Annotated in this window: 20 protein-coding genes; 7 read left to right on the plus strand and 13 right to left on the minus strand. The window is 62.9% G+C overall.

The genetic code is table 11. The features are described from left to right. Positions 1-43 precede the first annotated feature (43 nt). A complete protein-coding gene (locus GEV01_RS13325; RefSeq protein WP_152804985.1) occupies positions 44-2,371 on the minus strand; it encodes a TonB-dependent receptor in 2,328 nt (775 codons plus the stop codon). Positions 2,372-2,915: 544 nt separating this feature from the next. On the opposite strand from GEV01_RS13325, the gene tal reads away from it, so the two are divergent. From tal to GEV01_RS13350, 5 genes are all read left to right on the plus strand, one after another. Further along, the gene (gene tal / locus GEV01_RS13330) at positions 2,916-4,004 is read left to right on the plus strand and encodes a transaldolase (protein WP_152804986.1); all 1,089 of its coding nucleotides are present in this window, start codon (positions 2,916-2,918) and stop codon (positions 4,002-4,004) included. Between the two features lie 110 nt (positions 4,005-4,114). Further along, positions 4,115-5,110, plus strand: a complete 996-nt coding sequence (locus GEV01_RS13335) for a BMP family lipoprotein (RefSeq protein ID WP_152804988.1) — start codon at positions 4,115-4,117, stop codon at positions 5,108-5,110. An 88-nt stretch (positions 5,111-5,198) separates the two neighbouring features. Beyond that, positions 5,199-6,728 (plus strand): ABC transporter ATP-binding protein, encoded by a 1,530-nt coding sequence (locus GEV01_RS13340; protein WP_152804990.1) that lies wholly within the window; start codon positions 5,199-5,201, stop codon positions 6,726-6,728. Beyond that, positions 6,725-7,804, plus strand: coding sequence for an ABC transporter permease (locus GEV01_RS13345; protein WP_152804991.1), 1,080 nt, complete (start codon positions 6,725-6,727; stop codon positions 7,802-7,804). The genes GEV01_RS13340 and GEV01_RS13345 overlap by 4 nt, the downstream gene beginning before the upstream one ends. A 7-nt stretch (positions 7,805-7,811) precedes the next feature. Further along, positions 7,812-8,783, plus strand: a complete 972-nt coding sequence (locus GEV01_RS13350) for an ABC transporter permease (RefSeq protein WP_008445507.1) — start codon at positions 7,812-7,814, stop codon at positions 8,781-8,783. A gap of 13 nt (positions 8,784-8,796) precedes the next feature. Here the strand turns inward: GEV01_RS13350 and GEV01_RS13355 are convergent, their stop codons facing one another. Continuing rightward, complete coding sequence (locus tag GEV01_RS13355; RefSeq protein ID WP_152804992.1) at positions 8,797-9,156, minus strand: c-type cytochrome; 360 nt, start codon at positions 9,154-9,156, stop codon at positions 8,797-8,799. A gap of 9 nt (positions 9,157-9,165) precedes the next feature. Beyond that, entirely contained in the window at positions 9,166-9,741 is a 576-nt protein-coding gene (locus GEV01_RS13360; RefSeq protein WP_152804993.1) for an NUDIX domain-containing protein, read from the minus strand. Between the two features lie 76 nt (positions 9,742-9,817). Between GEV01_RS13360 and GEV01_RS13365 the strand changes: the two genes are divergently transcribed. Then, a complete protein-coding gene (locus GEV01_RS13365) occupies positions 9,818-10,588 on the plus strand; it encodes a DeoR/GlpR family DNA-binding transcription regulator (RefSeq protein ID WP_152804994.1) in 771 nt (256 codons plus the stop codon). A gap of 3 nt (positions 10,589-10,591) precedes the next feature. Here the strand turns inward: GEV01_RS13365 and GEV01_RS13370 are convergent, their stop codons facing one another. The 3 genes from GEV01_RS13370 to GEV01_RS13380 are packed head-to-tail and all read right to left on the minus strand — an operon-like array spanning position 10,592 to position 14,072. Then, positions 10,592-11,116, minus strand: a complete 525-nt coding sequence (locus GEV01_RS13370; RefSeq protein WP_175023042.1) for a phospholipase D family nuclease — start codon at positions 11,114-11,116, stop codon at positions 10,592-10,594. An 8-nt stretch (positions 11,117-11,124) separates the two neighbouring features. Then, positions 11,125-13,266, minus strand: a complete 2,142-nt coding sequence (locus GEV01_RS13375; RefSeq protein WP_152804997.1) for a methyl-accepting chemotaxis protein — start codon at positions 13,264-13,266, stop codon at positions 11,125-11,127. A gap of 20 nt (positions 13,267-13,286) precedes the next feature. After that, positions 13,287-14,072, minus strand: a complete 786-nt coding sequence (locus GEV01_RS13380) for a TorF family putative porin (protein ID WP_152804998.1) — start codon at positions 14,070-14,072, stop codon at positions 13,287-13,289. Positions 14,073-14,306: 234 nt separating this feature from the next. Here GEV01_RS13380 and GEV01_RS13385 point away from each other — a divergent pair, with 234 nt between their 5' ends. Then, positions 14,307-15,215, plus strand: coding sequence for an ABC transporter substrate-binding protein (locus GEV01_RS13385; RefSeq protein WP_152805000.1), 909 nt, complete (start codon positions 14,307-14,309; stop codon positions 15,213-15,215). Positions 15,216-15,230: 15 nt separating this feature from the next. On the opposite strand, the gene GEV01_RS13390 is transcribed toward GEV01_RS13385, so the two are convergent. The 7 genes from GEV01_RS13390 to xdhC form a co-directional block, all read right to left on the minus strand. Beyond that, positions 15,231-16,298, minus strand: a complete 1,068-nt coding sequence (locus GEV01_RS13390) for a S1/P1 nuclease (protein WP_152805002.1) — start codon at positions 16,296-16,298, stop codon at positions 15,231-15,233. Next, complete coding sequence (locus tag GEV01_RS13395) at positions 16,295-17,521, minus strand: phospholipase D-like domain-containing protein (RefSeq protein WP_152805003.1); 1,227 nt, start codon at positions 17,519-17,521, stop codon at positions 16,295-16,297. The genes GEV01_RS13390 and GEV01_RS13395 overlap by 4 nt, the downstream gene beginning before the upstream one ends. 8 nt (positions 17,522-17,529) lie before the next feature. Further along, on the minus strand, positions 17,530-19,257 hold the full coding sequence (locus GEV01_RS13400) for a bifunctional metallophosphatase/5'-nucleotidase (RefSeq protein ID WP_152805005.1): 1,728 nt from the start codon (positions 19,255-19,257) through the stop codon (positions 17,530-17,532). 173 nt (positions 19,258-19,430) lie between these two features. Further along, complete coding sequence (locus GEV01_RS13405) at positions 19,431-21,824, minus strand: TonB-dependent receptor (protein ID WP_152805007.1); 2,394 nt, start codon at positions 21,822-21,824, stop codon at positions 19,431-19,433. A 602-nt stretch (positions 21,825-22,426) separates the two neighbouring features. Beyond that, complete coding sequence (locus tag GEV01_RS13410) at positions 22,427-23,902, minus strand: adenosine deaminase family protein (protein ID WP_152805009.1); 1,476 nt, start codon at positions 23,900-23,902, stop codon at positions 22,427-22,429. A gap of 16 nt (positions 23,903-23,918) precedes the next feature. Continuing rightward, entirely contained in the window at positions 23,919-25,235 is a 1,317-nt protein-coding gene (gene guaD / locus GEV01_RS13415; protein WP_152805011.1) for a guanine deaminase, read from the minus strand. Positions 25,236-25,263: 28 nt separating this feature from the next. Continuing rightward, positions 25,264-26,331 (minus strand): xanthine dehydrogenase accessory protein XdhC, encoded by a 1,068-nt coding sequence (xdhC, locus tag GEV01_RS13420; protein WP_152805013.1) that lies wholly within the window; start codon positions 26,329-26,331, stop codon positions 25,264-25,266. Between the last annotated feature and the right edge of the window lie 4 nt (positions 26,332-26,335).

The raw sequence follows: 26,335 nt of genomic DNA on the forward strand, positions 1-26,335 counted from the left end.
CGCACACCTTGCGGCGCGCGGGGATTTTCAGAGTGAGGTCAGATTAGAAGTTGACCTTGAAGGTGCCGCCCCAGGTGCGAGGCTCGTTCAACATACCGGTCAGGTTGTCGAAGTCGATGGCGCCGAGGATGACGCGCTTGTCGGTGATGTTGCGGCCGAACAGCGCTGCTTCATACTTGCCGTTGCCCCACTTGTAGCCTGCGCGTACGCCGCCTTCCGCCAGAGGCTTGGCCTTGTACTCAGGAGCCTCGTACAGGAAGAAGTTGTAGCTGGTGCGGTAGGTCCAGTCGGTGAAGGCATAGAACTCGCCGTTGCCGATTTCCTTGCTGTACTTCAGCGTAAAGTTCAGCTGGGTCTTCGGTGCGCGTGGCAGCGGGTTGCCGTCGATCTTGGACGTGCCGGCAAACGGACCTGCCGCATTGGTCGGGGTGCAACCGCTCAGGTGGGTCGGATTGTTGCCGTAGTTGCCGCAGTACTGCACGAACAGATTAGGATCCTTGATCTTGGTGTCGTTGTAGCTGCCGCCCAGGGTCATGCTGAACTCGTCGCTCAGATTGGCCTGGAAGTCCACTTCAACACCCTGGCCGGTTACTTTCTCGGCGTTGATCAGCTGGTTCATATTGATCGAGCCGCTGCCTGCGGTCAGCTGCTTGTCCTTGACGCGGTACTGGAACAGTGCCGCGCTCAGGCGGGCGCGCTTGTCGAACAGGTCTTGCTTGATACCGGCTTCATACGACACCGCTTTTTCTGCGCTGGCGAACGATGGCTTGTCGCCCAGGCCGTTCAGGCGGCCCTGCATCGACGGCGCGCGGTAGCCGGTTGCCACGCGGGCGAACAGGTTGGTGCTCTTGTCGAGTTCATAGGTGCCGCTCAGATCCCAGCTGATGTTGTGCGAAGTGTTCTCGATCACGAACGGGCCGGACATCAGAGGCGGTTCGTAGCGGACAGCCGAGAATTCCTTCTTGTCGTTGGTGTAGCGCAGGCCGCCGCGTACCTTCAGCTTGTCGCTGACGGTGTAGTTCAGCGAGCCGAATGCCGCCCACGACTTGGCGCTCTGGAACTGCTGCGCATAGGCGCTGTTCTGCGGATTGTTCGGCGCGAAGGAGTTGAAGCTGATCGAATCGATCTGGATGTTCTCGTCGAAGAAGAACAGGCCGCCGATCCACTGCAGCGGACCCTTGTAGTTCGACTCGGCGCGGAACTCTTGCGAGAACTGCTTGTGGTTAGGCAGCAAGTCGGCGGTTTCGACCGGGAATGGAATACTGCCCGGACCGGCCGGCAGCACCTGGCAGTCGCCCACGTTGCAACCGTAGCCGCCATCGACGTCGGCGCGGCTGTTGAACTTCAGCGTTTCGTAGCCGGTGATCGAGTGCAGCGTGATGTCGTCCAGGTTGTACTTCAGGCGGATGTTGCCGCCCTTGGTGGTCAGCTTCTGGTAGTTGACGCCGTCCGATGCGTAGGAACCGTAGTCGAAGCCGTCGACCAGGTCGTTGGTGCCCTTCTTGATGATGTTGGCGCGGAACAGCGTGGCGCTGCCATGGTAGTCGCGCTCATGGTAGTTGAACAGCGCGCTGAAATCCTTGTTCGGCTTAACCAGCGCTTGCAGGCGGAAGGCGTTGTCACCGTAGCCTTCGAAGTCCTGCGTGCCCTTGTTCGGGGTCGGATTGGTGTTGTGCACGCGGTCGCCGCGGTGCTGGCTGGTGCCGGAGAAGCGCAGCGCGACCATGTCGTTGACCGGGATGTTGAACATGCCTTCGGCGGTCTTGGCCGAGTAGTTGCCCAGGCCCAGGCTCAGATAGCCTTCCTGCTTGAAGACCGGCTTGGCCGAGTCGAACTTGATCACGCCGGCCGGCGAGTTGCGGCCGAACAGCGTGCCCTGCGGGCCGCGCAGTACCTCAACCTGGTCCACATCGAACACCGGGAAGCCCTTGAGCATGGCGTTTTCCTGGACGATGTCATCCATCACCAGGCCGACCGGCTGCGAAGCATTGAGGTCGAAGTCGGTATTGCCCAGGCCGCGAATGTAGAAGCGCGGGAAGGTACGGCCATAGTCCGATTCGACGTTGACGGACGGCGAGCGGCCGGCCAGGAAACGGATGTCGGCGGCGCCCGAGGTCAGTACGTCGAGCTTGTCGCCTTTCAGCGTGGCGATCGACATCGGGACGTCCTTGATGTTTTCCGCGCGGCGTTGCGCGGTCACGATCACGGTTTCCAGTTGGCCTTTGGTGGCGGTATCCGGGGCATCGGCTGCCGACTGGCCCGTTGCTGCGGCCGCCGCTTCGGCAGCCATCGCTGCGTGCAGGGGGAATGCGCTTGCAACTGCCAGCGCGATCAGCGATCGCACTGCGTAACCACTACTTTTTTTGCTCATGAGTCCTGCTCCCTATTGTGTAGGCAAGGTTGAAATATCAATCCAAAAATCTCGCCCTCGCTGCCGGCCATGGTGTCCGGCGGCGGACGATGTCGTTGTTTTTTATTGGTAAAAATGTATCGAAACTACGTTGTTTCGCATAAGGTTATGCAAATTACCAACCATGCTAGCATGGAAAAAAATGACACAAACTCACTTTTTGAGTGATTCGATTCATATCAATTTTATATAAATAAGTAAATAAAATCGAATTTGTCGTACATATCGGCGCTGATGCATAGTAGTGGACGGCCTCGAAAACAAGCCGTCCAGCGGGGGAAAGACGCTGTGCTGACAGGAAAACACTTGATTCCATAGGAGCCGCCGGATGCCCTGGCAGGCCCTGAACATGCGGAAAGTGATTTATCCAACAAGCAGGAAATTTTTCCAAACGGACAAAAAAGCAACAGCACAAAAATATTAAATTCGGCCTTAACTGTTGCGGCAGTGCGACATGACGCCAGGCCCCGGCCGCCGCGTCACATTCTTGGAACGGTAGATGTAGATGAATAACATGCTCGAACACAGCCGCCTGCGCGCGGTCGGCGACCTGGGACAACAAATCTGGCTCGACAATCTGAGCCGCAACCTGCTCGCCTCCGGCCAGCTGGCGGCGCTGATCGCCGCCGACGGCATCCAGGGCCTGACCTCGAACCCGGCGATTTTCTATCAAGCCATCCAGAACGACCCCGCCTACCAGGCCGCCCTGCCCCAGCTGCGCACCGGACTGGCGACGCCGGAAGCGCGCTTCGAGGCGCTGGTGCTGCCGGACGTGCAGCGCGCCTGCGACCTGTTCGCGCCGCTGTACCGCGAATCCGACGGCCGCGCCGGCTTCGTCAGCTTTGAAGTGTCGCCGCGCCTGAGCCAGGACATCGGCGGCACCATCGCCGCCGCCAAGCGCCTGTGGGCCGCCATCGGCCGTCCCAACGCCATGATCAAGATACCGGCCACGCCGGCCGGCATCGCCGCGCTGGAGGAAGTGATCTACGCCGGCATCAACGTCAACATGACGCTGATCTTCACCGCCAGCCAGATCCAGGCCGTGCGCGCCGCCCACCGCCGCGGCCTGGCCCGCCGCCTGCAGGACACCTCCTCGGTGCAGCGCATCGCCAGCGTCGCCAGCGTCTTCATCAGCCGCATCGACGTCGCCGTCGACGCCCTGCTGGAAAACTCGGCCGACGGCAGCGCCGTCGCCCTGCGCGGCCGCGCCGCCATGGCCGCCGCCCGCATCGCCTACCACGAGTGGAAGAACGATGGCGGTTTCGCCGTGTTCGCCGCCTTCGGCGCCACGCCGCAATGGCTGCTGTGGGCCAGCACCGCCACCAAGCATCCGGACCAGCGCGACGTGCGCTACGTCGAAGGCTTGATCGGGCCGGACACCATCAACACCGTGCCGGACGCCACGCTGGACGCCTTCCGCGACCACGGCGAAGCGGCCCGCACGCTGGACGCCGACATCGAGGCGGAACGGACCACGATGGCGCAACTGGCCCGCCACGGCATCGATCTGGAAACGGTGGGACAGCAATTGCTGGCCGCCGGCTTGCTGCAATTTGAACAAGCTTTCGACAAACTCCTGGCGCTGGTAGAGTAAATCCCCGAGGCAAACCTCTAAAAATCAGGGGTTTGCCGCGATAAAGCGGCGCCAAATTACATGTTTCGTCCAATAAAAATATACAATATCGATCTTCCAGGAGCCTATTCATGAAACTTTCACAACTTAGTTTGACGGTTGCAGCACTGTTTATCGCTGCCAGCGCGTCCGCGGCTGACCCAAAACTGGGTATCGTGTATGACGCAGGCGGCAAGTTCGACAAGTCGTTCAACCAGTCCGCTTTTGAAGGCGCCTCGCGCTTCAAGAAGGAAACCAACATCAATTTCATCGAGGTGCAAGCCTCCAGCGATACCCAGGCTGAACAGGTACTGCGCGGCCTCGCCCGCAAAAACCTGGACCTGATCGCCTCCATCGGCTTCGCCCAGCAGGCAGCCGTGCAGAAGGTCGCCAAGGAATTCCCGAAAGTCCGCTTCGTGCTGATCGACGGCGTGGCGCAAGGCGCCAACGTCAACTCCATCACCTTCAAGGAAGAAGAAGGCTCCTACCTGGTGGGCGTGGCTGCGGCCATGGCCTCCAAGTCCAAGAAGCTGGGCTTCATCGGCGGCGTCGACATCCCGCTGATCCGCACCTTCGCCTGCGGCTATGCCCAGGGCGCCAAGGCGGTCAGCGCTAAGGTTGAAGTAAGCTCGAACATGGTCGGCACCACTTCCGATTCGTGGAACAACCCTGCCAAGGGCGGTGAACTGGCGCGTTCGCAGTTCGATCGCGGCGTCGACGTGGTGTTTGCCGTCGCCGGCGGTTCCGGCCTGGGCACGCTGCAAACCGCCAAGGAAAAAGGCAAGCTGGCGATCGGCGTGGACTCCAACCAGAACAGCCTGTACCCGGGCAGCATCCTGACCTCCATGGTCAAGCGCGTCGACAACGCCGTCTACGACTCCTTCATGCAGATGAAGAACGGCACCTGGAAGGCCGGCGTCACCGCCAAGGGCCTGAAGGAAGACGGCGTGGATTGGGCGCTGGACGAGAACAACCGCAAGCTGATCACCCCGGAAATCGAGAAGCGCGTCATTGGTGCCCGCAAGGACATCATCGACGGCAAAGTGAAAGTTATCGACATCCGTTCGGGCGCTGCCTGCCCGGCCTGATACCTGTTTGAACATTGAGCGCGCCGCCGGGGTTATTCCCCCGTGCGGCGCGTTTAACATTTTACTTAACCGTACCGAAAACGATCCTATGCAGCCAGCAGTAGAATTTCGCGGCATCTCCAAGCATTTCGGAGCTGTGAAAGCGAACACGGACGTCAACTTCACCATCGCCAAGGGTTCCATCCATGGACTGGTGGGCGAGAACGGCGCCGGCAAATCGACCCTGATGAGCATCCTGTACGGATACTACCGCGCCGACGGCGGGGAAATCCTGCTCGATGGCCAGGCGCGCAACATCCGCAACAGCCAGGAAGCGATCACGCTGGGCATCGGCATGGTGCACCAGCACTTCATGCTGGTCGAGAACATGACGGTGCTCGACAACGTGATGCTGGGCAGCGAAGGCGGCTTCCAGCTGAAGTCCAAGCGCGCCGCCGTCGAGGCGCAGCTGCGCGAGATCTGCACCCGCTACCGGCTCGACGTCGATCCGCTGGCCACCATCCACGACCTGTCGGTGGGCGCGCAGCAGCGCGTGGAGATCCTCAAGCAGATCTACCGCAGCGCCAACATCCTGATCCTGGACGAGCCGACCGCCGTGCTGACCGCGCAGGAAACCGAGTCGCTGTTCGAGATCCTGCGCCTGTTCAAGGAACAGGGCAAGACCATCATCCTGATCACGCACAAGCTGCAAGAGATCCTCGACATCACCGACACCGTCACCGTGATGCGCGGTGGCCGCGTGATCGGCGCCGTGGCGACCGCCGGCACCACCAAGGAAGACCTGGCCAATATGATGGTCGGCCGTCCGATCGAGAACAACCTGCCGCGCAAGCCCTACAACCCGGGCGCACCGGTGATGCAGATCGAGAACCTGCAACTGGTGGACGACCAGCAGGTCAAGCTGCTGGCCGATATCGGCTTCACGCTGCGCGCCGGCGAGATCGTCGCGATTGCCGGCGTATCCGGCAACGGCCAGAGCGAGTTGATGGAAATCCTGTCGGGCATGCGCCTGCCGACTTCCGGCAAGCTGGACTTCCTGGGCAAGGCGCTGCCATATCAGGGCCGCGCCGACGCCGACGGCCTGCCGCGCACCTTCCGCGAACTGGGCATCGCCCACATCCCGGAAGACCGCCTGCGCGATGGCGTGGTGAAGGCCTTCTCGGTCATGCACAACACCATCCTCGGCTACCAGGACAAGCTGAAAAACCGCTGGGGCCTGTTCGACTTCAAGGCCATCGCCGCGCGCTGCGCGGAGCTGATGAAGAACTTCGACGTCCGCCCCAACAACCATGACCTGCGTATCGGCCTGCTCTCCGGCGGCAACCAGCAAAAGGTGGTGATCGCCCGCGAAGTACTGGCGCAGCCCAAGCTGATGCTGGTCGGCCAGCCGACGCGCGGCGTCGACATCGGCACCATCGAAAGCATCCACACGCAGCTGCTCGCCTTGCGCGACTCCGGCGTGGCGATCCTGCTGGTGTCCGTGGAGCTGGAAGAAGTGCGCGCGCTGGCTGACCGTATTCTGGTCATGTGCGGCGGCCGCATCACCGGCGAACTGAAAATTGAAGAATTCGACACTACCCGTATCGGCTTGCTGATGGGCGGGATGCACAAATCATGAATAACCACGACCTGCCACGCTGGGCAACCGCGTTTGTAATGCCCATCCTGAACCTGTTGTCGGCCCTGCTGGTGGCCGCGCTGGTGATCTACCTGCTGGGCGAAAGCCCGATCGAATCGATGGGCATCCTGATCAACAGTGCCGTCGTCAATCCGGAAGGCTTGAGCTACACGCTGTTCTACGCCTCGACCTTCATCTTCACCGGCCTGGCGGTTTCGATCGCCATGCAGGCCGGCTTGTTCAACATCGGCGCCGAAGGCCAGATGTACTTCGCGGGCCTGGGCCTGACGCTGGCCATGCTGACCTTCGACAGCTCGCTGCCGATGTGGGTGCTGATCCCGATCGGCATGCTGGGCGCGGCCTTGTTTGGCGCGCTGTGGGCCTTCCTGCCCGGCTACCTGCAAGCGAAACGCGGCAGCCACGTGGTGGTCACCACCATCATGTTCAACTACATCGCCGGTGCCTTGATGAACACCGTGATCGTCAAGTACCTGGTGCCGGCCGGCGAGCAGAATCCCGCCAGCCGCGCCTTCAGCGCTGCCGCAGAGATGCCGCGCCTGAACCAGTGGTTCCCGGTGCTGGGCGAGACGCCGCTGAACATCAGCTTCTTCCTGGCGATTATCGCGCTGGTGATTTACGGCGTGATGGTGTCGCGTTCCTCGTGGGGCTTCAAGCTGCGCGCCACCGGCTTGAACAAGCATGCGGCGCACTACGCGGGCGTCCGCATCAGCAAGATGATCATCACCGTCATGCTGATCTCCGGTGCACTGGCCGGCCTGGGTTCGGTCAACTCCATCATGGGTTCGACCCACTACCTGTCGCTGAACTTCGTCGGCGGCGCGGGCTTCGTCGGCATCGCGATTGCGCTGATGGGCCGCCAGCATCCGGTGGGTATCTTCCTGTCGGCCGTGCTGTTCGGTGCGCTGATACAGGGCGGTTTCGACCTGTCGCTGGAAAAGCAGAACATCCCGCCTGAGACCTTCATCTTCATCCAGGGCTTGATCATCCTGTTCTGCGGCGCGATGGAAAACTTCTACGCCCCCGCCATTGCCGCCCTGATCAAACGGAAAAAGTGAGACTGTCATGACTTTTGAAGACCTCCAAATCGGCAGCATCCTGGTGTCCACCGTGCGCAATGCGCCGGTGCTGATTTTCGCCGGCATGGCCGGCCTGTTCGCCGAACGTTCGGGCGTGATCGACATCGGCCTCGAAGGCAAGATCCTCGCTTCGGCCTTCGTGTCGGCGGCCGTGGCCTTCGCTACGCAAAACCCCTGGTACGGCGTGGCTGCGGGCATGCTGGTATCGGTGCTGCTGGCGACGCTGCAAGCCTACGTCGCGATCACGCAGCGCGGCAACCAGCTGGTGGCCGGCATCGCCATCAACATCGCCATGAGCGGCCTGACCTTCGTGGTCGCGCAGTTCTTCTTCCAGCAGGGCGGCCGCACGCCGGACCTGGGCCAGGCGCGCTTGTTCGACGTGGTGCTGCCGGGCAGCGCCGCCGTTGAGGGCATACCGTTCATCGGCTGGCTGTACGCGCACCTGATCGGCGGCCATTCGGTGCTGGTGTACCTGGCGTTCGCGCTGGTGCCGCTGGTGCACTGGGTGCTGTACCACACGCGCTTCGGCCTGCGCCTGCGCGCCTGCGGCGAGAACCCGCATGCGGCCGATGCGGCCGGTGTCAGCGTCGAACGCCAGCGCTACATGGCGATGCTCATCGCAGGCATCCTGTGCTCGTTCTCGGGCGCCTACCTGGCGATCGTGCAGAGCGGCTTCTTCCTGCGCGACATGTCGGCCGGTGCCGGTTATCTGGCGCTGACGGCGATGGTGTTCGGAAACTGGCGTCCGGTCTACACCTTCCTCGGCTGCCTGATGTTCGGCTTCTTCGGCGCGGTGCAGATCCAGATCGAAGGCGTGGACCTGCCGCTGGTCGGCCGCCTGCCAGGCTCGCTGATCCAGATGGTGCCTTACGTGGTGACGGTGATCGTGCTGGCGGGCCTGATGGCCAAGTCGGTGGCGCCGAAAGCGCTCGGCACGCCGTTCGTCAAGTCTCGTTAATCTGCTGCGCTGATCACTTCAGCGTCCGCATAAAGGACAGCAGGTCGGCGACCTGCTGTTCATCCTTGATCCCCCAGAAACGCATGCTCGTCCCCGGCACCACGTCGTGCGGCGCGCGCAGATATGCGGCCAGTGTTTTCTCATCCCACACCAGTCCCGACTTCTTCATCGCTTCCGAGTACTTGTAGTCCTTGGTGGACGCCGCACGGCGGCCGATGATGCCATTCAGCTGCGGCCCGAAACCGCCCTGCGCGTAAGGCCCGACCTGATGGCAGGAAGCGCAGCGCTTGAACAGCACCGCCCCCACCTTGGCATCGCCCGCCGCCGCGGCTTGGCCAGCCGCCAGCAGCGCCAATAAAATGTATCGTTTCATGCCGCTACTTTACAGCAGGTGCAGCGCGGCGTATTGCAGCAGCATGATGGTCTTGCCGTCGGCGATGCGGCCGTCGGCCATCATCTGCATGGCCTCGTCCATCGCCAGCTCCAGCACTTCGATGTCCTCGCCCTCCTCCTCGATGCCGCCGCCGTCGCCAATGCGCGAGGCCGGGTCGTATTCAGCCACGAAAAAATACAGGCGCTCCGTCACCGAGCCGGGACTCATGAAAGCCTCGAACACCTTGCGCACCTCGCCCACGCGGTAGCCGGTTTCCTCTTCCACCTCGGCCTTGATGCGGTCCTCCGGGCTGGCGCGGTCCAGCAAGCCGGCCGCGGCTTCGATCAGGAAGCCGTCATGCCCGCCGCCATAGGTCGGAAAACGGAACTGCCGCACCAGCACCACCGTGCGCCGTTCGCGGTTGTACAGCAGGATGGTGGCGCCGTGTCCCCGGTCGTAGGTCTCGCGCGTCTGGCGCTGCCAGCTGCCGTCGTTGCGGCGGTAGTCGAAGGTGGTCTTTTGCAGCAGGAACCAGTCGTCGGACAGGGTTTCCACTTTGTGGATGCGGATGCGGTCTTCGGGCATGTCGATCTCCTTGATCAAGGTTGCGTTTTTTTACGATATCATGCAATATCGTGCAACATCAAGAAAATTCACGCATATGCTGACACGTCAACGCAAAGAACTGCTGATCGCCCGCCTGAAACAGGATGGCCAGATCGTCGCCAAATCCCTCAGCGAGGAGCTGGGCCTGTCCGAGGACACCATCCGCCGCGACCTGCGCGAGCTGGCCGCAGAAGGGCTGCTGCAACGCGTGCACGGTGGCGCGCTGCCGCTGGACTTGCCCGCCTCGCCGGCGATGGGTAACTTCGCCCAGCGCCAGCAGCTCTCCAGCGACGCCAAGCCCGCCATCGCGCGCGCCGCGGCGGCCATGATCGAAGCGGGACAAGTGGTGTTCATCGACGGCGGCACCACCGCCGTCCAGCTGGCGCGCGCGCTGCCGCCCGAGTTGCGCTGCACCGTCGTCACGCACAGCCCGAGCGTGGCGGTGGAGCTGGCCGAGCATCCTTTGATCGAAGTGATTTTGATCGGCGGCCGGCTGTTCAAGCACTCCATCGTGGCGATGGGGCCGTCCGCGCTGGAGGCGATTGCGCAGATCCGCACCGATATCTTTTTCATGGGTGTGTGCAGCCTGCACCCGCTGCACGGCATCAGCACCGGCGACCACGATGAGGCAGGGATCAAGCGCGCCATCGCGGCGGCTTCCGTGAAAACGGTGGTGCTGGCGTCGCCGGAAAAACTCGACACGGCATCGCCGTTCCAGATCGCGCCGCTGGAGCGCATCGGCGCGATCGTGGTCAGTGCGGACGTGCCTAAGCAGCTGCTGGCGCCCTATCGCAAACTGGGCATCGAAGTGATACAGGCGCAGTAAGGCCTACTTGTAATCGACGCCTTTGGCCCAACGGTCTTCCCAGTGATCCAGGAAGGACTTCGCCAGTTGCGGGTTGTCCCACACCACCAGCACGTTTTCGCTGTTCGAGGTGGCGGCGTCCTTGCTGTAATTGAAGCTGCCATTCTGCACGGTGCGGTCGTCGACGACGATGTATTTGTCGTGATGCATGGCGTACACCGCAACCGTTCGCGTCGGGATGCCTGCGTTGACCAAGGGGCGCAACGCCGCAATGCTGGCCGGCCGTTGATTGCGCCGCGCATCCACCATCACCTTGATGTCCACGCCGCGCTTCTTCGCGTTGAGCAGCGCCTGCACCACGTGCTGTGAATTGAAGGAGTAGGCGGCCAGCCTGATTTTCGAAGTCGCCGCGTCGATCACCTTCAGAACCAAGGCCTCCCCTCCCGCATCGGGAGCGAAGGCGTTCTCGATCGCCGGCGTCTGCGCGGACGCTTCGATGGCAGGGGCCATCGCCACGACCAGCGCTAGAACGGCGATGCTTTTTCTCATACGGTCGCTCAAAACTCTTCCCACTCGCTATCGGCCTTGGCGGACGCCTTGGGCTTGGCGATGGCGGCGCGCTTGGGCGCAGGTGCGGGAGCCGCCACCTTTGCAACCGGCGCTGCAACGCGCGGCGCCACAGCAGGCGCTTTGCGTACGGGCGCCGCCAATGCGGCCGGTGCCGCCGCTCCGCGATCCAGCTTGAACACGCTGACCGCCTGCGCCAGATGAGCCGCCTGTTCCTGCAGGCTCTCCGCCGCAGCCGCAGCCTCCTCCACCAGCGCCGCATTCTGCTGCGTCACGCCGTCCATCTGCACGATGGCCTGGTTGACCTGCGAGATGCCTTCGCTCTGCTCCGCCGTCGCAACGGTGATCTCGCTCATGATCGCGGTCACGCGGCGCACGCTGGACACCACTTCATCCATCGTGCTGCCCGCTTCGTCCACCAGCCTGCTGCCATCGGCCACCTTGCTGACCGAATCGTCGATCAGCGCCTTGATCTCCTTGGCCGCCGCCGCGCTGCGCTGCGCCAGGTTGCGCACCTCGGAAGCCACCACTGCAAAGCCACGCCCCTGCTCACCTGCACGTGCCGCCTCCACGGCAGCATTCAACGCCAGGATATTGGTCTGGAATGCGATACCGTCGATCACGCTGATGATGTCCACGATTTTGCTCGACGAGTCGTTAATCGACGCCATCGTCGCCACCACCTGCGACACCACCGCACCACTGCGCTGCGCCACCTCCGACGCCGATCCCGCCAGCTGGTTGGCCTGGCGCGCGTTCTCCGCATTCTCCTTGACGGTGCTGGTCAACTCCTCGACCGACGCGGCGGTTTCCTCCAGCGCGCTGGCCTGCTGCTCGGTGCGCGCGGACAGGTCGGTGTTCCCGTGCGAGATTTCGGCGCTGCCGCGCGCCACGTTCTCCGCGCTGGAGCTCACCTGCACCAGCACATCGTGGATATTGCCGACGAATTGATTGAAGCCGTTGCCGATCACCGCCAGCTCGTCGTTGCCGTTCACTTCCAGCTTGACGCTCAGGTCCGCGTCGCCGCTGGACAGCGCCGTCATGCGCTCGCCCAGCGTGCGCAAAGGCGCGGTCAAACGGAACACCACGGCGATCAGCACAAAGGCAGTCGCCACCGCGCACACCAGCGAGACGATCAGCGTGTACAACAGCAGCTCGCGCGCAGGCGCCAGCGCCACGCTTTTCGGGAAGGTCAGCTGCACCGACCAGGGCCCCGTCTCGGCGTGGATGAACAGCGGCTGCAACAGATGCACCAGACCCTGGGCATCTTCGTATTCATAGGCCTGCCCCTGGCGCACGCGATCGAGGCCGGCGGCCGGCACGTCGTCGGCTTTCTTGCCCAGCTTTTCAGCGACGGGCGTGCTGGCATACAGGCCGCCGTTGGAGATCAGACTAAGCTTGGCGCCGTCGATCACCTTCAATTCGTTGAGGATCTTGGTCAGGCGCGTCACCATGAAGTCGGCGCTGGCCGTACCTTGGAATTTACCTTCGATCATAATCGGCGCCACCAGCGACGCCATCAGCGTCGGCTTGCCGTCCACCGGATAGATGTATGGTTCGGTGAAGAACACCTTGCCGCTGCGTTTGGGGATGTCGTACCAGTCGTTGGCGCCGGGGGCGCTGTCGAACACGATCGGTTCGACGTGCGTGCCGCCGCCGCTGCCGCGCGTCCAGTACGGCATGAACCGGCCCGTCGCATCGTACAACGGCAGCTTGCCGGCGAAGTCCGCATCCTTGTTGTCCAGCGCATTCGGCTCCCAGGTGACGGCGGCGCCGATCAGGTCTTCCGATCCGAGCAGCGTGGCCTTGACCATCTCGTTGATCTGGTCGCGGGCCAATGCCTGATTGGCGCCGCGCGTGCCACGCATCGCACCGGCCAGGTTGATCACCGCCGACAGGTTGCTGGCGATACGAGCCTGCAGCGTGCCCGCCACTTCGCGCGCCGAGGTGCGGGCCAGGTTCATCGCCGCCGCCTCCGCGCTCGCGCTGCTGCGGATGCCGATCACGGTGGCCGTCACCGCAAGGCTGAGCACCACCAGCGCAGTGGCTGCCGCGCAGATCTTGCCGTTCAGGGAAAGTGAGATGCCGAATCGCGACGGCGACGGGGACTTGGTTGAGAAAGCTATGCTCATGTGAGGCCTGTGAGGAAAAGTCAGAAGGTTCGGGTCAGCGCCAGTACCAGCGTGCCGTCGGCCGGATTCGATGTCTCGATCACGCCTGCGGAATTGGGTATGCCCAGCGTGTAGTTATCGTAGGCGTTGGTCTTGCCGTGCGCCTTGGTGTATGCCGCCGATACCGCCCATCCAGGCGCCAGTACCTTGGTGACGCCGGCCTTGTAATCGCGCCAGCTCCACGCGCTGTTGTTGGCCACGCGGCCATGGCCGAAGTGCAGGTTAAGCGTGTAACCGTCACCCAGTTCGACGTTGGCGCCCAGGTCCAGATAACCCGTGCCGCGCGCGTTCTCGATGCCGAAGAACTCTTTGGTAAACGTGTAGTTGTATTTGGCGTAGGCGAATTTATAGGTCAGCCCTAACGCCAGCTCGCCGTAGTCGTAGGTAGTGTGGGTGGCGTGGATTTCGGCGCCCGGATATTTGTAGTAGTAGAAGCCTGCGCTGTAGCCTACATCGCCGGCAGCGCCGGTGTAGGCGCCATACAAGTCCCATTCCAGCGAGCCGTTTTCGACGAACCGGTTGCTGACGTTGGACAGCCAGGTACCGGCGGAGAAGCCGTTCGGTCCTGCATAATCGAAGCCGCCCTGTAATGCGGGCTTGCCCCAGGTCTGGCGGAATCCGCGCGAGATATATTGCGATGCCAACGTGACGTTGGCGGTGAACGGCGACGCTGCGGGCGCCGGTTCGGCGGATGTCTGCGCCCCTGCTGGTGCGGCGGCTGCAAAGGCCAGCGCGCTTGCTACGCTTATGCAAAATGCATGCTTCATATTTCGACACCTCCGACTGCGTTATTGAACAGGTAAACAACCTAACGGGGCGGCGGGGGCTGGGCCGGCATTGCAGCTTTTGTAACTGCGCCTCTAGCATAGTCATGTTGATGCGCCAAAGTCAATTGGACAGGGACGAGGCGGAACGATCCGTTGTTATGCCACCGCGCCGAAAAAATTTGGTGTCGCGCCATAGGGCATGGCACACTAGCCGTTTCAGAGGCTACAGGCAGCATGATGCGGAACAGGGGTTATGGATTGCGGGGGGCGTGGCAGGCATTGCTACTGGCATCCTGCCTGGTTGCGGCGCCCGGACGGGCGGCCACCCAGCTCACCTACCCGCTCACCAGCGATGGCATCGATAGTCGTTACGACTACGATTGGGCCGTGCTGCGCACCGCGCTGGAAAAGACCACGCCGCAGTACGGCGTATTCGAACAGCACCAGTCCACGGTGGCGATGTCGCCGCCACGCGTGGTGCAGGAGATGTCGTCGCCATCGGGACGCATCAATATCTTCGTGCGGGCCACTACGCCGGAGCTGGAGCGCCAGTTCCTGCCGGTGCGCCTGCCGGTGGACCGTGGCCTGCTTGGCTACCGGCTGCTGCTGATACGCGGCGCGGACCAGCAGCGCTTCGCCGGCATCAGGAACGTCGCCGACCTGCGCCGCCTGCGCGCGGGCCTGGGCCAGGGCTGGGCCGACATCCCCATCTTCCAGCGCGCGGGTGTGCCGGTGGTGGAAGGCAGCAGCTACGATGGTCTGTTCGCCATGCTGGAGGCGGAGCGCTTCGATTTCTACTCACGCTCGGCCGACGAGGCGATGCGCGAATTCCAGGAACGCCACGATGCCCATCCGCAGATGGCGGTGGAACAAACGCTGCTGCTGCACTATCCGCTGCCGCGCTACTTCTTTGTGCGCCGCGATGCCGAGGGCAAGCTGCTGGCAAAGCGCATCGAGACCGGCATGGAGATGATGATCAAGGACGGTACGCTGAATACGCTGTTCCAGCGCTACAAGGGTGACTTGATCAAGAACACGGCCATGCACAAGCGCCGCGTCATCAACCTCGCCAATCCCAAGCTGACGCCACAGACGCCGCTGGCGCGCGGCGAGCTGTGGTTCAATCCTCTCACCGGCAAATAAGCCGGCATAAGCCGGTTAAGGCCAGATAGCCTGCAGCACGGCGGCCAGGTTGTAGCCGCCCTGGATCAGCTGCGTCTTGGCGGCGGCCGAGCTGGGGACCGGATAATCGTCCGGCACCGTCAGCGCCCAGACGTTATAGACTTCGCCGGTCTTGCTGGTCTGCTGGCCGATCGCGCCCGCCGTCACGCCGGCATGCGCCAGCTTGGCCACGGCCAGCGACTGGTCGGCCCAGGCATACGGCCAGCTGATTGGATCGCCGCTGTTGGCGATAACTGCCGGCTTGCCAGCAATAACCAGCTGCGCAAACTCCTGCGGCGAGCGAGCGCCCACGCGGCGGAACACATAGTTCACCACCGTGGTGTCCCAATACGAATGGAAGGGACGCGTGGTCTGCGGAGCGCGCGGCGGCGTGCCTGGCGCGGCAGGCTTGTCCTCCGGCGGCGCGGCCGGTATCAGCTGCGCGCTGTTGGCGCTCAACTTGATATCGTCCAGCAGCAGGTTGTTGCCGCCCCGCGCATCGAACATATTGACCGCATCGATCTGCGCCTGCTTCTGCGGCACCACGAAGGCGCCGTTCTTGTCCACAAACGCCGCGCCCACGTGCAGCGGCTGCACCACGTCGCCAGCCAGGTGGGTCAGGATCAGCAAGGCCTGGCGCTGCGTGAAGCCGTGCGGGTTGCTGATCTTGTCGCCCTTGCCCTGCAGCGTGGCGATGCACTGCTTGAGCGTCTGCACGATATCGTCGTCGGCGGTGCCGGCGTCATGATCGTGGTAGTGCGCGTTCTGGAACGGCACGTCGGTGTAGTGGTATTCGGCGTGCTGCGGATTGGCGGCGACGTAGGCCACCATCTCTTCGCTCTGCGGGCCGCAATACGTGCCCTTGACGCAGTCGGCCCAGATGGAGACTTTTTCCAGGCTCTCGCCGGGCAGCAGCAAGGCCTTTACGCGCTGCCCTGCGTTACTGCCCTGGATCAGCTGGTCGGCGATGGCGCCGACGGCACGGTGGCCGTCGTTACCCCATGCGTGGGCATTGAACGAGACGAAGGCGCTGCTCAGCGCCACGGTTAAAACAAGCTTCTTCATTCAGGGCTGCCTTTGGCGGGTTTCGGATATTTCTTGTTGATGTCCAGCGGCTGCGCGTACTGCGAGCTCCAGGTCTGCTCGTGCAGCGCGGCCAGGCGTTGCGCCATTTTCTCGTTACGCATCACCACTTCCAGGTTGCGCGACAAATCGAAGTAGCCGCCGCTCCAGTTGCTGGTGCCGACCCACGCGACCTGGTTGTCGATCACCATGGTCTTACTGTGGATGACGCGCGCAAACGGAATGAAGCCGCTGGCGGCGGTCGGCAGCGTGACCACGCGGATCTCCACATTCGGCAGCACGGCCAGGCTTTTCAGGTAGACCTGCGGCAGTTCTTCCAGGTTCCAGTTGGAGACCATCAGCTTGATCTTGACGCCGCGGTTGGCGGCGGCGCGCACCGCGTTGTCGATCACGGCGTAGTAAGGACGCGTGCCTTTCGGGCCGTAGCTCAGCGGCGCGTAGTCCAGCAGCTGCACCCGCACTTCGCTCTTGGCTTCGGCCAGCAGCGCCGGCAGGCCCGCCTCGGAATCGCCGACGCCGGCCGGGTTGAACTGGTTAGGGCTGGACAGCAGGAAGGCGCCCTGGTGGATGTCCGGCGTGGTGGCCTTGACGTTCAACGCCGGCGCCACCTGGCCCTGTGCGGTGATCGCCTGCGCGCGCCAGTCCTGGTTGAACACCGACAGCACCTGGCCGACGATCTTGGCGTCGGTGATGCGCAAGCCGGTTTCGTGGATATGCTCGAACGAGCGCCAGTCGAAGTTCTGGCTGCCGATGTAGGCGGTCGCGCCATCCACCACCAGGTACTTGGCGTGCAGGATGCCGTTGCCGGTCAGCTTGTTGAAATCGATGATGCGCAGTTCCAGGTTGGGTATCGCCTTCAGCTGCTCGATGGTGGCCTTGTCCGACAGGCCCACGCCCTTCTGGTCCAGCAGGAAGCGGATCTTGACGCCGCGCTTGCCCGCCGCCGCCAGGTGCTCGATCACCGTGTTGAACACGCTGCCCTCGTGGCCCACCACATAGAACTGGCCCAGCACGATCTCGCTCTTGGCGCCGTCGAACAATTCGTTCCAGACGGTGGCCGGGTCGCGCAGGTCGCTGCTGCGCAGCGGCGTTTCCACCGGCGCGGTCTGCACCAGTTCAAAACCGGGAATGGAAAACTCGGCGCGCGCAGGCAGGGCCGACGCCAGCAGGGCTGGCAGCAAAACGGAAAGTAAAACGCGACGCATGGTGACTCCTAAGGTTGTTGCAGACGCTTGATGCGTCCCTGTGTTTCGCTGCGGCCGGCCGGCTTGCCGTACTGTTCGCGCCGGGTCAGATAATCGGTCAGCGCATCGATATCGCGGATATTGGTCTCGGCGCGGTTGGCGCCCAGGGTGAAGGCCGGGAAGGCGTCGCCGCCCTCGGCCAGGAAGTTGTTGACCACCACGCGGTAGACCGTGCCGTTCTCGATCGGCACGCCGTTCAGCATCAGCGTATCGGCCAGCACCTTGCTGCCCTCGCCGCGCCGTGGATCCCAGGTGTAGCTGAAGCCATCCGACACCTGCAGCAGGCCGCGCGTGATATCGCGGCCGCCGTGCCATTGCTGCTCCAGCAGTTCGCGGATCTGCGCGCCGCGCAGGTTCATCACCACCAGCGAATTCGTGTACGGCAGCGCCGCCAGCAACTGGCCGACGTTGACGCGGTTGCCCGCGCCGGTATCGAGGTCATGCCGCAAGGAGCCGTTGTTGACGAAGGCGATCTGCGCGCCGTAGGGACGGCCAGCGGCCAGCGTGGCGTCCGTGACCAGGTCGCCCAATGCGGACTCGCCGTCGTCCTGCTTCTCGCGCGGTACGCTCGGCACGGCCAGCGCCGCCACTGGACGCGCCAGCGCACTGGCGCTGCGGTCGCGCACCGTTTTCAGATAGGCGTCCAGCGCCGGATTGGCTGGCCAGGTCCCGGGGATCATCACCTCCTGGCGCGCGCTGACGTCGCGCAGCGTATTGCTGGCGGTATCGACTGAGAGCTTGATGCGCGACAGGACGTGGCCGCCCATGTCGGACTGCGTCACCAGCCGTCCGTCCACGCGGCACAGATAGCCGCGATGCGAATGGCCGCTGACCACCAGCCGTATCGCCGGATCGAGGCGCTTGACCACGTCCACAATGGGGCCGGTCAGGTGACTGCACTCCTGCTGGTCGAATTTATCGGTGGTGCGGCCGCCCTGGTGGATCAGCACCACGAACACGCCCACGCCCTGCTTGCGCAATTCCGGCAGTTGGCGGTTGATGGCGTCCGCCTCGTCGACGAAGTCCAGGCCGGCGATGCCGGAGGCCGGCGCCTTCTCGGTGGCGTCGCGCAGCACCGCGCCGATGAAGCCGATCTTGACGCCGTGCGCCTGCTCGATCTTGTAGGCCGGCAGCAGCGGCTTTTTCGTCACCATGTCGATGACGTTGGCGGCCAGGTACTGGAACTTGGCGCCGCCGTAGGGATTCTCAAGTTTGCAGGCCTTGTCGGCGCGCGGCGAATTGCAGCCGCCCTTTTGCTGGCGCAGCAGCTCCACCCGGCCGGCGTCGAATTCATGGTTGCCGACCGAGCTGGCGCGCAGTCCCAGCAAGTCCATCGCGGCGATGGTCGGTTCGTCGGCCCACATCGACGAGATCGCAGGGCTGGCGCCGATCAGATCACCGGCGCCGACCAGCAGCAGCTCGGGATCGGCCTTGCGCCAGGCTTGCAGCGCGGCGCCCAGCGTGTCGATGCCGCCGGCGACGATGGTGCGCGGTGCGCCGCCATTGGCGCTGTCGAGCACATATTTGCTCGCTTCGATATTGCCGTGGAAATCGTTCAGCGTCACCAGTTCGATATCGGTGACGCCCGGCTGCGGCGCCGGCTTGAACAGGGTGCAGGAAGACAGGGCCAGCGCGGCGCAGGCAGGCAGGACCAGCAAGGGCCGCAGCGCGCGCGCCGGCAGGGAAAGCTTGTTCATCTAACGTTACTCCGGATGCGGCAGCCGCCCTGATGGCGGCGACCATATGCGAACGTCGCGCGCGGCGCTCGCATATGGCCGGATCGAAAACAACCCGGCCCGAAAACGACAACAGGCCCGAAGGCCTGCCTGTCAGATAAGGTCTGGCGCATGCACCAGACCGGTATCTTAACTTAGAAGTCGACGCGCAGCGTTGCCGACACGAAGCGTGGAGCGCCCAGGTAGTAGAACACGCCCTTAGCCGTGACGCCTGGATAGGCGGTGGCGTTGGTCACGGACTGCGACGATGGGTTGCGGTACTGACGATCCAGCAGGTTCGACACGTTCAGGGTCAGCTTAGGATTCTTGAAGAATTCGCCGCTTGGGAACTGGTAGCCAGCGTCGAAGTCGACGGTGGTGTAGCCAGGAACCAGTTCGTCGTTGGCCAGGGTCGCCTGCTGGTTGCTGGTGACTTTAGCTTTCAGACGGGTGTACCAGCTGTTGGTCTCGTACGAAGCCGACAGGCCGCCCTTCCATTTCGGGGTCAGTGGGAACTGGTTGCCCTTGGTTGGCAGGTAGATGCCTTTACCGGCTTGCAGGTTTTCCTGGATCTCGCTGCTGCTGTAACCCAGCGAAGCGTAGAACGACCAGCCGTTGACCGGGGTGTTACCCGCTTCAACTTCGAAGCCCTTGTTCTTCACCTTGCCGACGTTGGTCAGCGTGGAGGTTTGCGAGTTCGGGTCGAAGGCGGTTGCCTGGCGATCCTTGAAGTCGCTGAAGAAGATGGTGGCCTGGGTGGTGATGGCGGTCGTCTGGTGACGGTAGCCCATGTCCAGGTTCATCGAGGTTTCTTGACGCACGTCGCCCAGCAGGGTCGGCAGGTTGTTGATCAGCGACAGGTTGCCGTTGGTGGTCGAGTACACGAAGTTAGGTGGCGCCTTCATGTTCTTGGCCAGGCTGGCGAACAGCTGGTCGTCGTTGGTGATGCGATAACGCAGACCCAACTGTGGCAGCAGAGTCGAGTAGGTCTTCTGGTAGTTGTAGGTGATGCCCGAGTTCGGCGCGGTCTGGCTGTTGCCTTCGTTGGCGTAGTTGGTGAAGTCGCGTTTGACGTGCGGAGTACGCAGGCCTACGTTGACGGTCAACTTGTCGTCGATGAAGGTGGCGGTGTCTTGCACGAAGCCCTGGAAGGCGGTCGAGATGCTCTTCCAGTCGCGCGATTCGTACAGCGAACCGTCAGGACGGGTCACCAGGTTGTCGCGCAGCCAGACATCGCTAGGCTCGCCATTGGCGCCGATTTTTTCCATCGGGCCGGTTTGCTTGTGGGTAGCGCGCTCATACCAGAAGCCCGCCAGGATCTGGTGGTTGTTCCAGTTGTGGGTCACGGATACCGAAGCGCCTGGACGCTGGGTACGGGTGATCGAACCGCTGTAGACCCAGACTTTGTCCAGGGTGTCGCCGTCGCCGTTCAGGTCGACGCCGACGAATTTGCCGGTGGCCGGGTTCAGGAATGCATTTTCCTGTTGCAGTTTCTGCTGCACGCCGCCGGTGCCGTAGCCGTACCAGAAGTAAGGCAGGAACTTGATGTCGGTGTTTTCGCCGATGCGGAACTTGGCGGTCGCCGAAGCGATCACGTTTTCGAACGGGTTCAGTGCCAGCTTGTAGAAGGAGTCGGCGTTGTTCTGTGCCGGATCGCTCACTGCCTTGCCTGGGCTCGCTGGTGCGTGGCCGATGAAGGAAGTGGTGTAGTCGTAGTAATAACCGTTCTTCGCCAGGTCAGCCAGGTTGAAGGTGCTGAAGTTGTTGTTGACGGCGCGGTTATACAGCACGGTACCGTGGATGTAGTTGAAGCGGTCCCAATCGTAGTTGAAGCCGATGTCCATGTGCTTGCGATTGGCTTCGCCTGCACCCTTCCACTTGTCCGACTTGGCTTGCGAAACCGAAACGAAGACCTTGGCCTTGTTGTTCCAGAAGCGGCCGGTGTCGTAGCGCAGGTAGGTTTTGAACATGCTCAGCTCACCCAGCGTCTGGGCCACGCGGAAGCGCTGCTTGTCTTCCGGTTCGCAGGTGGTGATGCCGAAGTTACCGCCGGTGGCGCCAACTTGTGGGGAGTCGACGTCGGTCGAACCCTGGGTCACGAAGGTGGTGCAGGTGTTTTCCTGGTCGACGTATTCTTGTGGGAATACAGCGAAGTTACCCGAGTCGTTCACTGGAACGCCGTTAATGGTCGCACCGATCTGGTCGCTGTTGAAGCCGCGCAGGGTCAGACCGCCGCCGAACAGGCCGGTCGAATCGTAGCTGTAGGTGTTCACTGCTGGCAGCAGGGCCAGAGCGTCGTAGGCGTTGCCGGTAGGACGCTGTTTCGCCAGTTCCTCGGCGGTAACGGTCGAACGTGCTTTTGGCACGTCTTCCTGCACCATCAGGCCCATACCGACTTTGCGGCCGGTAATGGTCACGGTTTCGGTGGCTGGCTTGGCGGCCGGAGCGGCGTCGGACTGTGCGAACGCGGCGCCCATGCAGACCATCTGGCAGGCCAGAGCGACCAGGCTCAGACGCAGCTTCGGATTGTGTTTAACGGCGGATTGCATTAAGGGAACTCCCAGTTTATGTAAAAAAATTTATTGTGTTCTTCGATGCCTGAACCGGACGGGCTTGTGGCCTTCGGTCACATTCTTGACACAAAGTGCCCATGACATCACAAAATTGTAACCAGTAAATATTTCATCAACATGACAAGAAGTCAGTTGATCAGACTGTCACGACCTTGTCTGACTGACATCTGCATGCAACACCCGCAAAACTGCGACAAAGTTGGCAGTTTGTAAGCATATCAAGCAACTATGCATCAGCAAAAAATGCGTGACAAATACGATTTACTTTAGGGATTTATACGAAAGCGATATAAATGGGGCGCTGAACCGCGCAGGTTTCGCTCTGTAAGCGAGGCGCATCTTTAAGGGGAGCATTATAGTTGACGGTTCACCGCTTGAAATAAATTCATTCGGAAAACGCACAAAGCTGGTGCGGGCTTGCCCGCAGATGTCGCAATGTTGCCACACTTTAGCAGGAGTATGACAAAGATGACAAGCCGCGCGAAAAGCGGCTTAAGGGGGAATTAGATTTGTAACACTAATTTGCTCGTCGCGGCAGCGCAACATCCGGGACCGGCCGCGCCGGCCCCGGAGCGGACTCAGCGGCCCTTGGCGATCGGGGCGGCGGCGATCGCTGCCTCGAATTTGGCGAACTTGCCGTCCAATGCCTTCAATAAACGTTGTTTATCGGCATCCGCGAGGAAGGAATAGCGGATGCTGTCGTAAGACAGTTTCTTGATCTCGGCATAGTCCGGCTTGTAGCGGGCGGCGTACAGCACATATTCGCCGGACAGGTTGTTGCGCGACACGCCGGCATCGTCGGTGGACAGCACGAAGGGCACGCCGTATTTGCGGTACAGCGTGACAGGATGGGCCTCGCCCTTGACGCCCAGGATGAACTGGTTGCTGGTCAGGTTCACCTCGACCGGAATCTGCTTGTCATGCATTTTTTTCATGGTCGCCAGCGAGCCGGTCTCGTGGGCGATGTCGATGCCGTGGCCGATGCGGCTGGCGCCGGCGACGTCGATGGCGTCCTTGATGTGGAAGGTCAGGCCTTCCGGCGGCACCACGCCGAGCGCCAATTCGCCCGCATGCAGCGCCAGTTTCACGCCCGGCTGCCTGGTTTTCAGGAATTTAAACATCTGCATGTGCAGCGCGTAGTCGTGCATCGAGACGTTGACGCTCTCCTGGCCGACAATGTTGACGCCAACGATCTTCGGATGCGAAGTGGCCAGCTTGAAGCTCGACACCATCTGCGAAAACACCTGCGACGGCGTCAGGAAGCGCAGCGCGAACGGCTGGTAGCGCATAGTGAAGTTGTCGTCGTCGATGCCGACGCTGGCGGTGTTGACGTTGTCCAGGTAGGACTTGATCCAGCCCTGGAAGGCGCCGTTGGTCTCCAGCTTGGCGGCGTAGCTGGCCAGGTCGGCGTCGGTGATGCCGCCGGCTGCGGCCTTGCGGTCGAAGTCCGCATCCTGCGCCATAGGCGCGATCTCGTAGATGGTCTCGATATAGCCCAGGTTTTCCTGGATGGCGCGCTGCTTCAAGCGCTGCAGGCCGTCGGCCGCGTTGGTCGAGGCCACCGGGCCGAAGAAGCCGAAGGTATCGAAGAACTGGCGGTCCGGCGGCGATTGCAGCGCGCCGTGGTTGTAGAAGTCCTTGTCGGACCAGCGCTGCAGCAGGTTGGCCAGCACGCTGTTATTGTTCATCACATCCTGGCCGGACAGGCAGACGCGGTCCGCCAGCGGCTTGGCCTGCTCGGCGGCGGTGTCGGCCTTGTTGGTATCGATCAGGTAGGTGTTCTTGTTGACGCAAAAGCCTTCCTTGTCCACCCACTCCAGATACTGCTCGGCGTAGATCGCGCCCGAGTAGTGGTGGTGCAGATCGCCGCCCTTGGGCATCATGGTCAGGAACATCGTCAGCTCGGCCGTCTTCGGCTCCGGGCCCGCAACCAGCGCGGCGAACTGGCGCTTGGCGCTCTCCTCGTTGCTGGCCGCTTGCGCGCCGTGCGGCAAGGCGCAGAACAGGGCGGCGGCGATGGCAACGGCCTTCAGGCTGGCGATATTTTTTTGCATGAGTCTTCCAATGTGATTAAGTCATTACGCGGGCGTGCACCTGGCGGCCGGCCGAATAGGTCGCCGCCACCGCACGGTCGTCGCCCAGCAGCGCGAGCGCGAACAGCAGCTCCTCCAGGCTCACACCGCGCGCGGTGCGCCGTTGCAGCAGCGGCGTGGCCTGCGGATCGAGCACGATGAAATCCGCCTCGGCGCCGACGGCGAAATTGCCGATCGTGCCTTCCAGCTGCATGCTGCGGGCGGCGCCCAGGGTGGCCAGGTAGAACATCCGCAAGGCCGGCAGGTAACTGCCCTTCAGTCGCGCTACTTTATAGGCTTCATTCATCGTTTGCAACATCGAGAACGAAGTGCCGCCGCCCACATCGGTCGCCAGCGACAGCAGCACGCCCGCCTGGTCGGCGCGTTCGAAGTCGAACAGGCCGCTGCCGAGGAACAGATTAGAGGTCGGGCAGATGGCGGCGGCCGACTGCGTTTCGGCCATGCGTACGCGGTCCTGTTCATTGAGCCAGATGCAGTGGCCGTACATCGCGCGCGGCCGCAGCATGCCGTAGCTGTCGTACACGTCGATGTAGCTGCGCGAGTTGGGGAACAGCTCGCGCACCCACGCGCACTCGGCTTCGTTTTCGGAGACGTGGGTCTGGATGTAGGTATCGGGATAGGAGCGTGCCAGTTCGCCGGCCAGATGCAGTTGCGCCTCGGTGGACGTTGGCGCGAAGCGCGGCGTGATCGCGTACAGCGCGCGGCCGCGCTTGTGCCAGCGCCGGATCAGCGCTTCGGTATCGCGGGCGCCGGTTTCGGCGGTATCGCGCAGGAAGTCCGGGCAGTTCCGGTCCATCATCACCTTCCCCGCCACCATGCGCAGGCCGCGCTGTTCGCTGGCGGCGAAGAAGGCGTCCACCGATTGCGGATGCACGGTGCAGTAGACCATGGCGGTGGTGGTGCCGCAGCGTAGCAGCTCGTCGAGGAAGAAGTCGGCCACGCCTGCCGCGTGGCTTGGGTCTTCGAACTGACGCTCGGTCGGGAAGGTGTAGGTCTCCAGCCATGGCAGCAGGCCTTCCGCCGGCGAGGCGATCATGTCTGTCTGCGGGTAGTGTACGTGGGTGTCGATAAAGCCGGGCATCAGCAGCTTGCCGCTGTAGTCGTGCAGCTCGGTGCCGGGCGGCAGCGTCGCGTGCAGCGTGGCGTAGTCGCCGGCCGCCTGCACTTTGCCGTCGGCGACGATCAGCAGGCCGTCTTCATGCCAGACATGCGAGTCGTTCGGCCCTGCGCTGAACGCCGGATCGGCGAGAAAGTGCAGCAAGCTGCCGCGGTAGGCTTGCAAAGTGTTAGGCATAACGATGTCCTGAAGAGGAATGCTGATTCTAACGCGATGCGGCCAGGCGCACCGGCACGGTTACGTCGAGCGCGGCGATCTGCTGCGCTTCCCACACCATCAGCAATTGCGCGCAGACGGAGGCGGCTATCGCGGCGGGCAGCTTGTTGGTGATGCCGGCGATGCCGATCGGGCAGACCATGGCGGCTATGCGTTCTTGCGGCAGGCCGCGCGCGGCCATGCGGCGTTCGAACTGCACGCGCTTGGTCTGCGAGCCGATCAGGCCGAACCAGCCGACATCGGCACGCGACAGGATCGCTTCGCTCAAGCGCTGGTCCAGCGCGTGGCTGTGGGTCATGACCAGATAGCTGGCGCCAGCGGGGGCCGCGGCCACCAGGGCTTCCGGCGCGTCGGTGGCTTCGACGGTGACGTTGGCCGGTATCGATTGAGGGAACATGTCCTCGCGTTCGTCGATCCACGTGACGGTGCAGGGCAGCTCGCCCAGCATGCGCACGATGGCCGCGCCAACATGGCCAGCGCCGAACAGCAGCAGGTGCGCACGCGGCGCCAGGCAGGGATCGGCCAGCCAGCGGCGGCCGGCGGTGTCGCGCAGGATGTGGGTGCCGCGTTGATGATCGATGACGGGGAACGCGGGGCCGAATGCCGCAGCATCGCCGGAGGTGGCAGCATCGCCCGCGACCACGGCGCCATCGGCGTCGAGCAGCAGCGACACGGGTGTGCCATCGATGGCGCTGAGACGCCAGCTGTCTTCACGCCAGCGCTTGCGCAGGCTGGCCATGACGTCGGCCAGGGATGCGTCGATCAATTCGAAAGCGAGGTGCACCACGCCGCCGCAGCACTGGCCCAGCGTCGGCCCGAGCGCGTAACGCTCCAGCCGCGCAGGCACGCCCTCGTCCGTCCTGGCCGCGCTTTTCAACATGCTGCGGCCGACATCGACCGCACACATCTCCAGATGACCGCCGCCGATGGTATCGACCTGGCCGCCAGCCGTGACCAACATGCGCGCGCCGGGCTCGCGAGGACCGGAGCCCTCGACGATAGCCACCGTCACCAGCACCGCCGGTTCCGCCATCACGGTTGTCAGCCACTCGTTCATGTCG

Origin of the sequence: Rugamonas rivuli, from assembly GCF_009380165.1 — a bacterium.
GTDB classification, from domain to species: domain Bacteria; phylum Pseudomonadota; class Gammaproteobacteria; order Burkholderiales; family Burkholderiaceae_D; genus Rugamonas; species Rugamonas rivuli.

What these genes read in the sequence shown, in the direction of transcription:
- GEV01_RS13325 (WP_152804985.1), bottom strand. Translation starts at nt 2,371, where the DNA reads ATGAGCAAAAAAAGTAGTGGTTACGCAGTGCGATCGCTGATCGCGCTG.
- GEV01_RS13355 (WP_152804992.1), bottom strand. Translation starts at nt 9,156, where the DNA reads ATGAAACGATACATTTTATTGGCGCTGCTGGCGGCTGGCCAAGCCGCG.
- GEV01_RS13410 (WP_152805009.1), bottom strand. Translation starts at nt 23,902, where the DNA reads ATGCAAAAAAATATCGCCAGCCTGAAGGCCGTTGCCATCGCCGCCGCC.
- GEV01_RS13340 (WP_152804990.1), top strand. Translation starts at nt 5,199, where the DNA reads ATGCAGCCAGCAGTAGAATTTCGCGGCATCTCCAAGCATTTCGGAGCT.
- GEV01_RS13405 (WP_152805007.1), bottom strand. Translation starts at nt 21,824, where the DNA reads ATGCAATCCGCCGTTAAACACAATCCGAAGCTGCGTCTGAGCCTGGTC.
- GEV01_RS13385 (WP_152805000.1), top strand. Translation starts at nt 14,307, where the DNA reads ATGATGCGGAACAGGGGTTATGGATTGCGGGGGGCGTGGCAGGCATTG.
- GEV01_RS13395 (WP_152805003.1), bottom strand. Translation starts at nt 17,521, where the DNA reads ATGCGTCGCGTTTTACTTTCCGTTTTGCTGCCAGCCCTGCTGGCGTCG.
- GEV01_RS13375 (WP_152804997.1), bottom strand. Translation starts at nt 13,266, where the DNA reads ATGAGCATAGCTTTCTCAACCAAGTCCCCGTCGCCGTCGCGATTCGGC.
- tal (WP_152804986.1), top strand. Translation starts at nt 2,916, where the DNA reads ATGAATAACATGCTCGAACACAGCCGCCTGCGCGCGGTCGGCGACCTG.
- GEV01_RS13345 (WP_152804991.1), top strand. Translation starts at nt 6,725, where the DNA reads ATGAATAACCACGACCTGCCACGCTGGGCAACCGCGTTTGTAATGCCC.
- GEV01_RS13380 (WP_152804998.1), bottom strand. Translation starts at nt 14,072, where the DNA reads ATGAAGCATGCATTTTGCATAAGCGTAGCAAGCGCGCTGGCCTTTGCA.
- xdhC (WP_152805013.1), bottom strand. Translation starts at nt 26,331, where the DNA reads ATGAACGAGTGGCTGACAACCGTGATGGCGGAACCGGCGGTGCTGGTG.
- GEV01_RS13350 (WP_008445507.1), top strand. Translation starts at nt 7,812, where the DNA reads ATGACTTTTGAAGACCTCCAAATCGGCAGCATCCTGGTGTCCACCGTG.
- GEV01_RS13370 (WP_175023042.1), bottom strand. Translation starts at nt 11,116, where the DNA reads ATGAGAAAAAGCATCGCCGTTCTAGCGCTGGTCGTGGCGATGGCCCCT.
- GEV01_RS13365 (WP_152804994.1), top strand. Translation starts at nt 9,818, where the DNA reads ATGCTGACACGTCAACGCAAAGAACTGCTGATCGCCCGCCTGAAACAG.
- GEV01_RS13400 (WP_152805005.1), bottom strand. Translation starts at nt 19,257, where the DNA reads ATGAACAAGCTTTCCCTGCCGGCGCGCGCGCTGCGGCCCTTGCTGGTC.
- GEV01_RS13360 (WP_152804993.1), bottom strand. Translation starts at nt 9,741, where the DNA reads ATGCCCGAAGACCGCATCCGCATCCACAAAGTGGAAACCCTGTCCGAC.
- GEV01_RS13390 (WP_152805002.1), bottom strand. Translation starts at nt 16,298, where the DNA reads ATGAAGAAGCTTGTTTTAACCGTGGCGCTGAGCAGCGCCTTCGTCTCG.
- guaD (WP_152805011.1), bottom strand. Translation starts at nt 25,235, where the DNA reads ATGCCTAACACTTTGCAAGCCTACCGCGGCAGCTTGCTGCACTTTCTC.
- GEV01_RS13335 (WP_152804988.1), top strand. Translation starts at nt 4,115, where the DNA reads ATGAAACTTTCACAACTTAGTTTGACGGTTGCAGCACTGTTTATCGCT.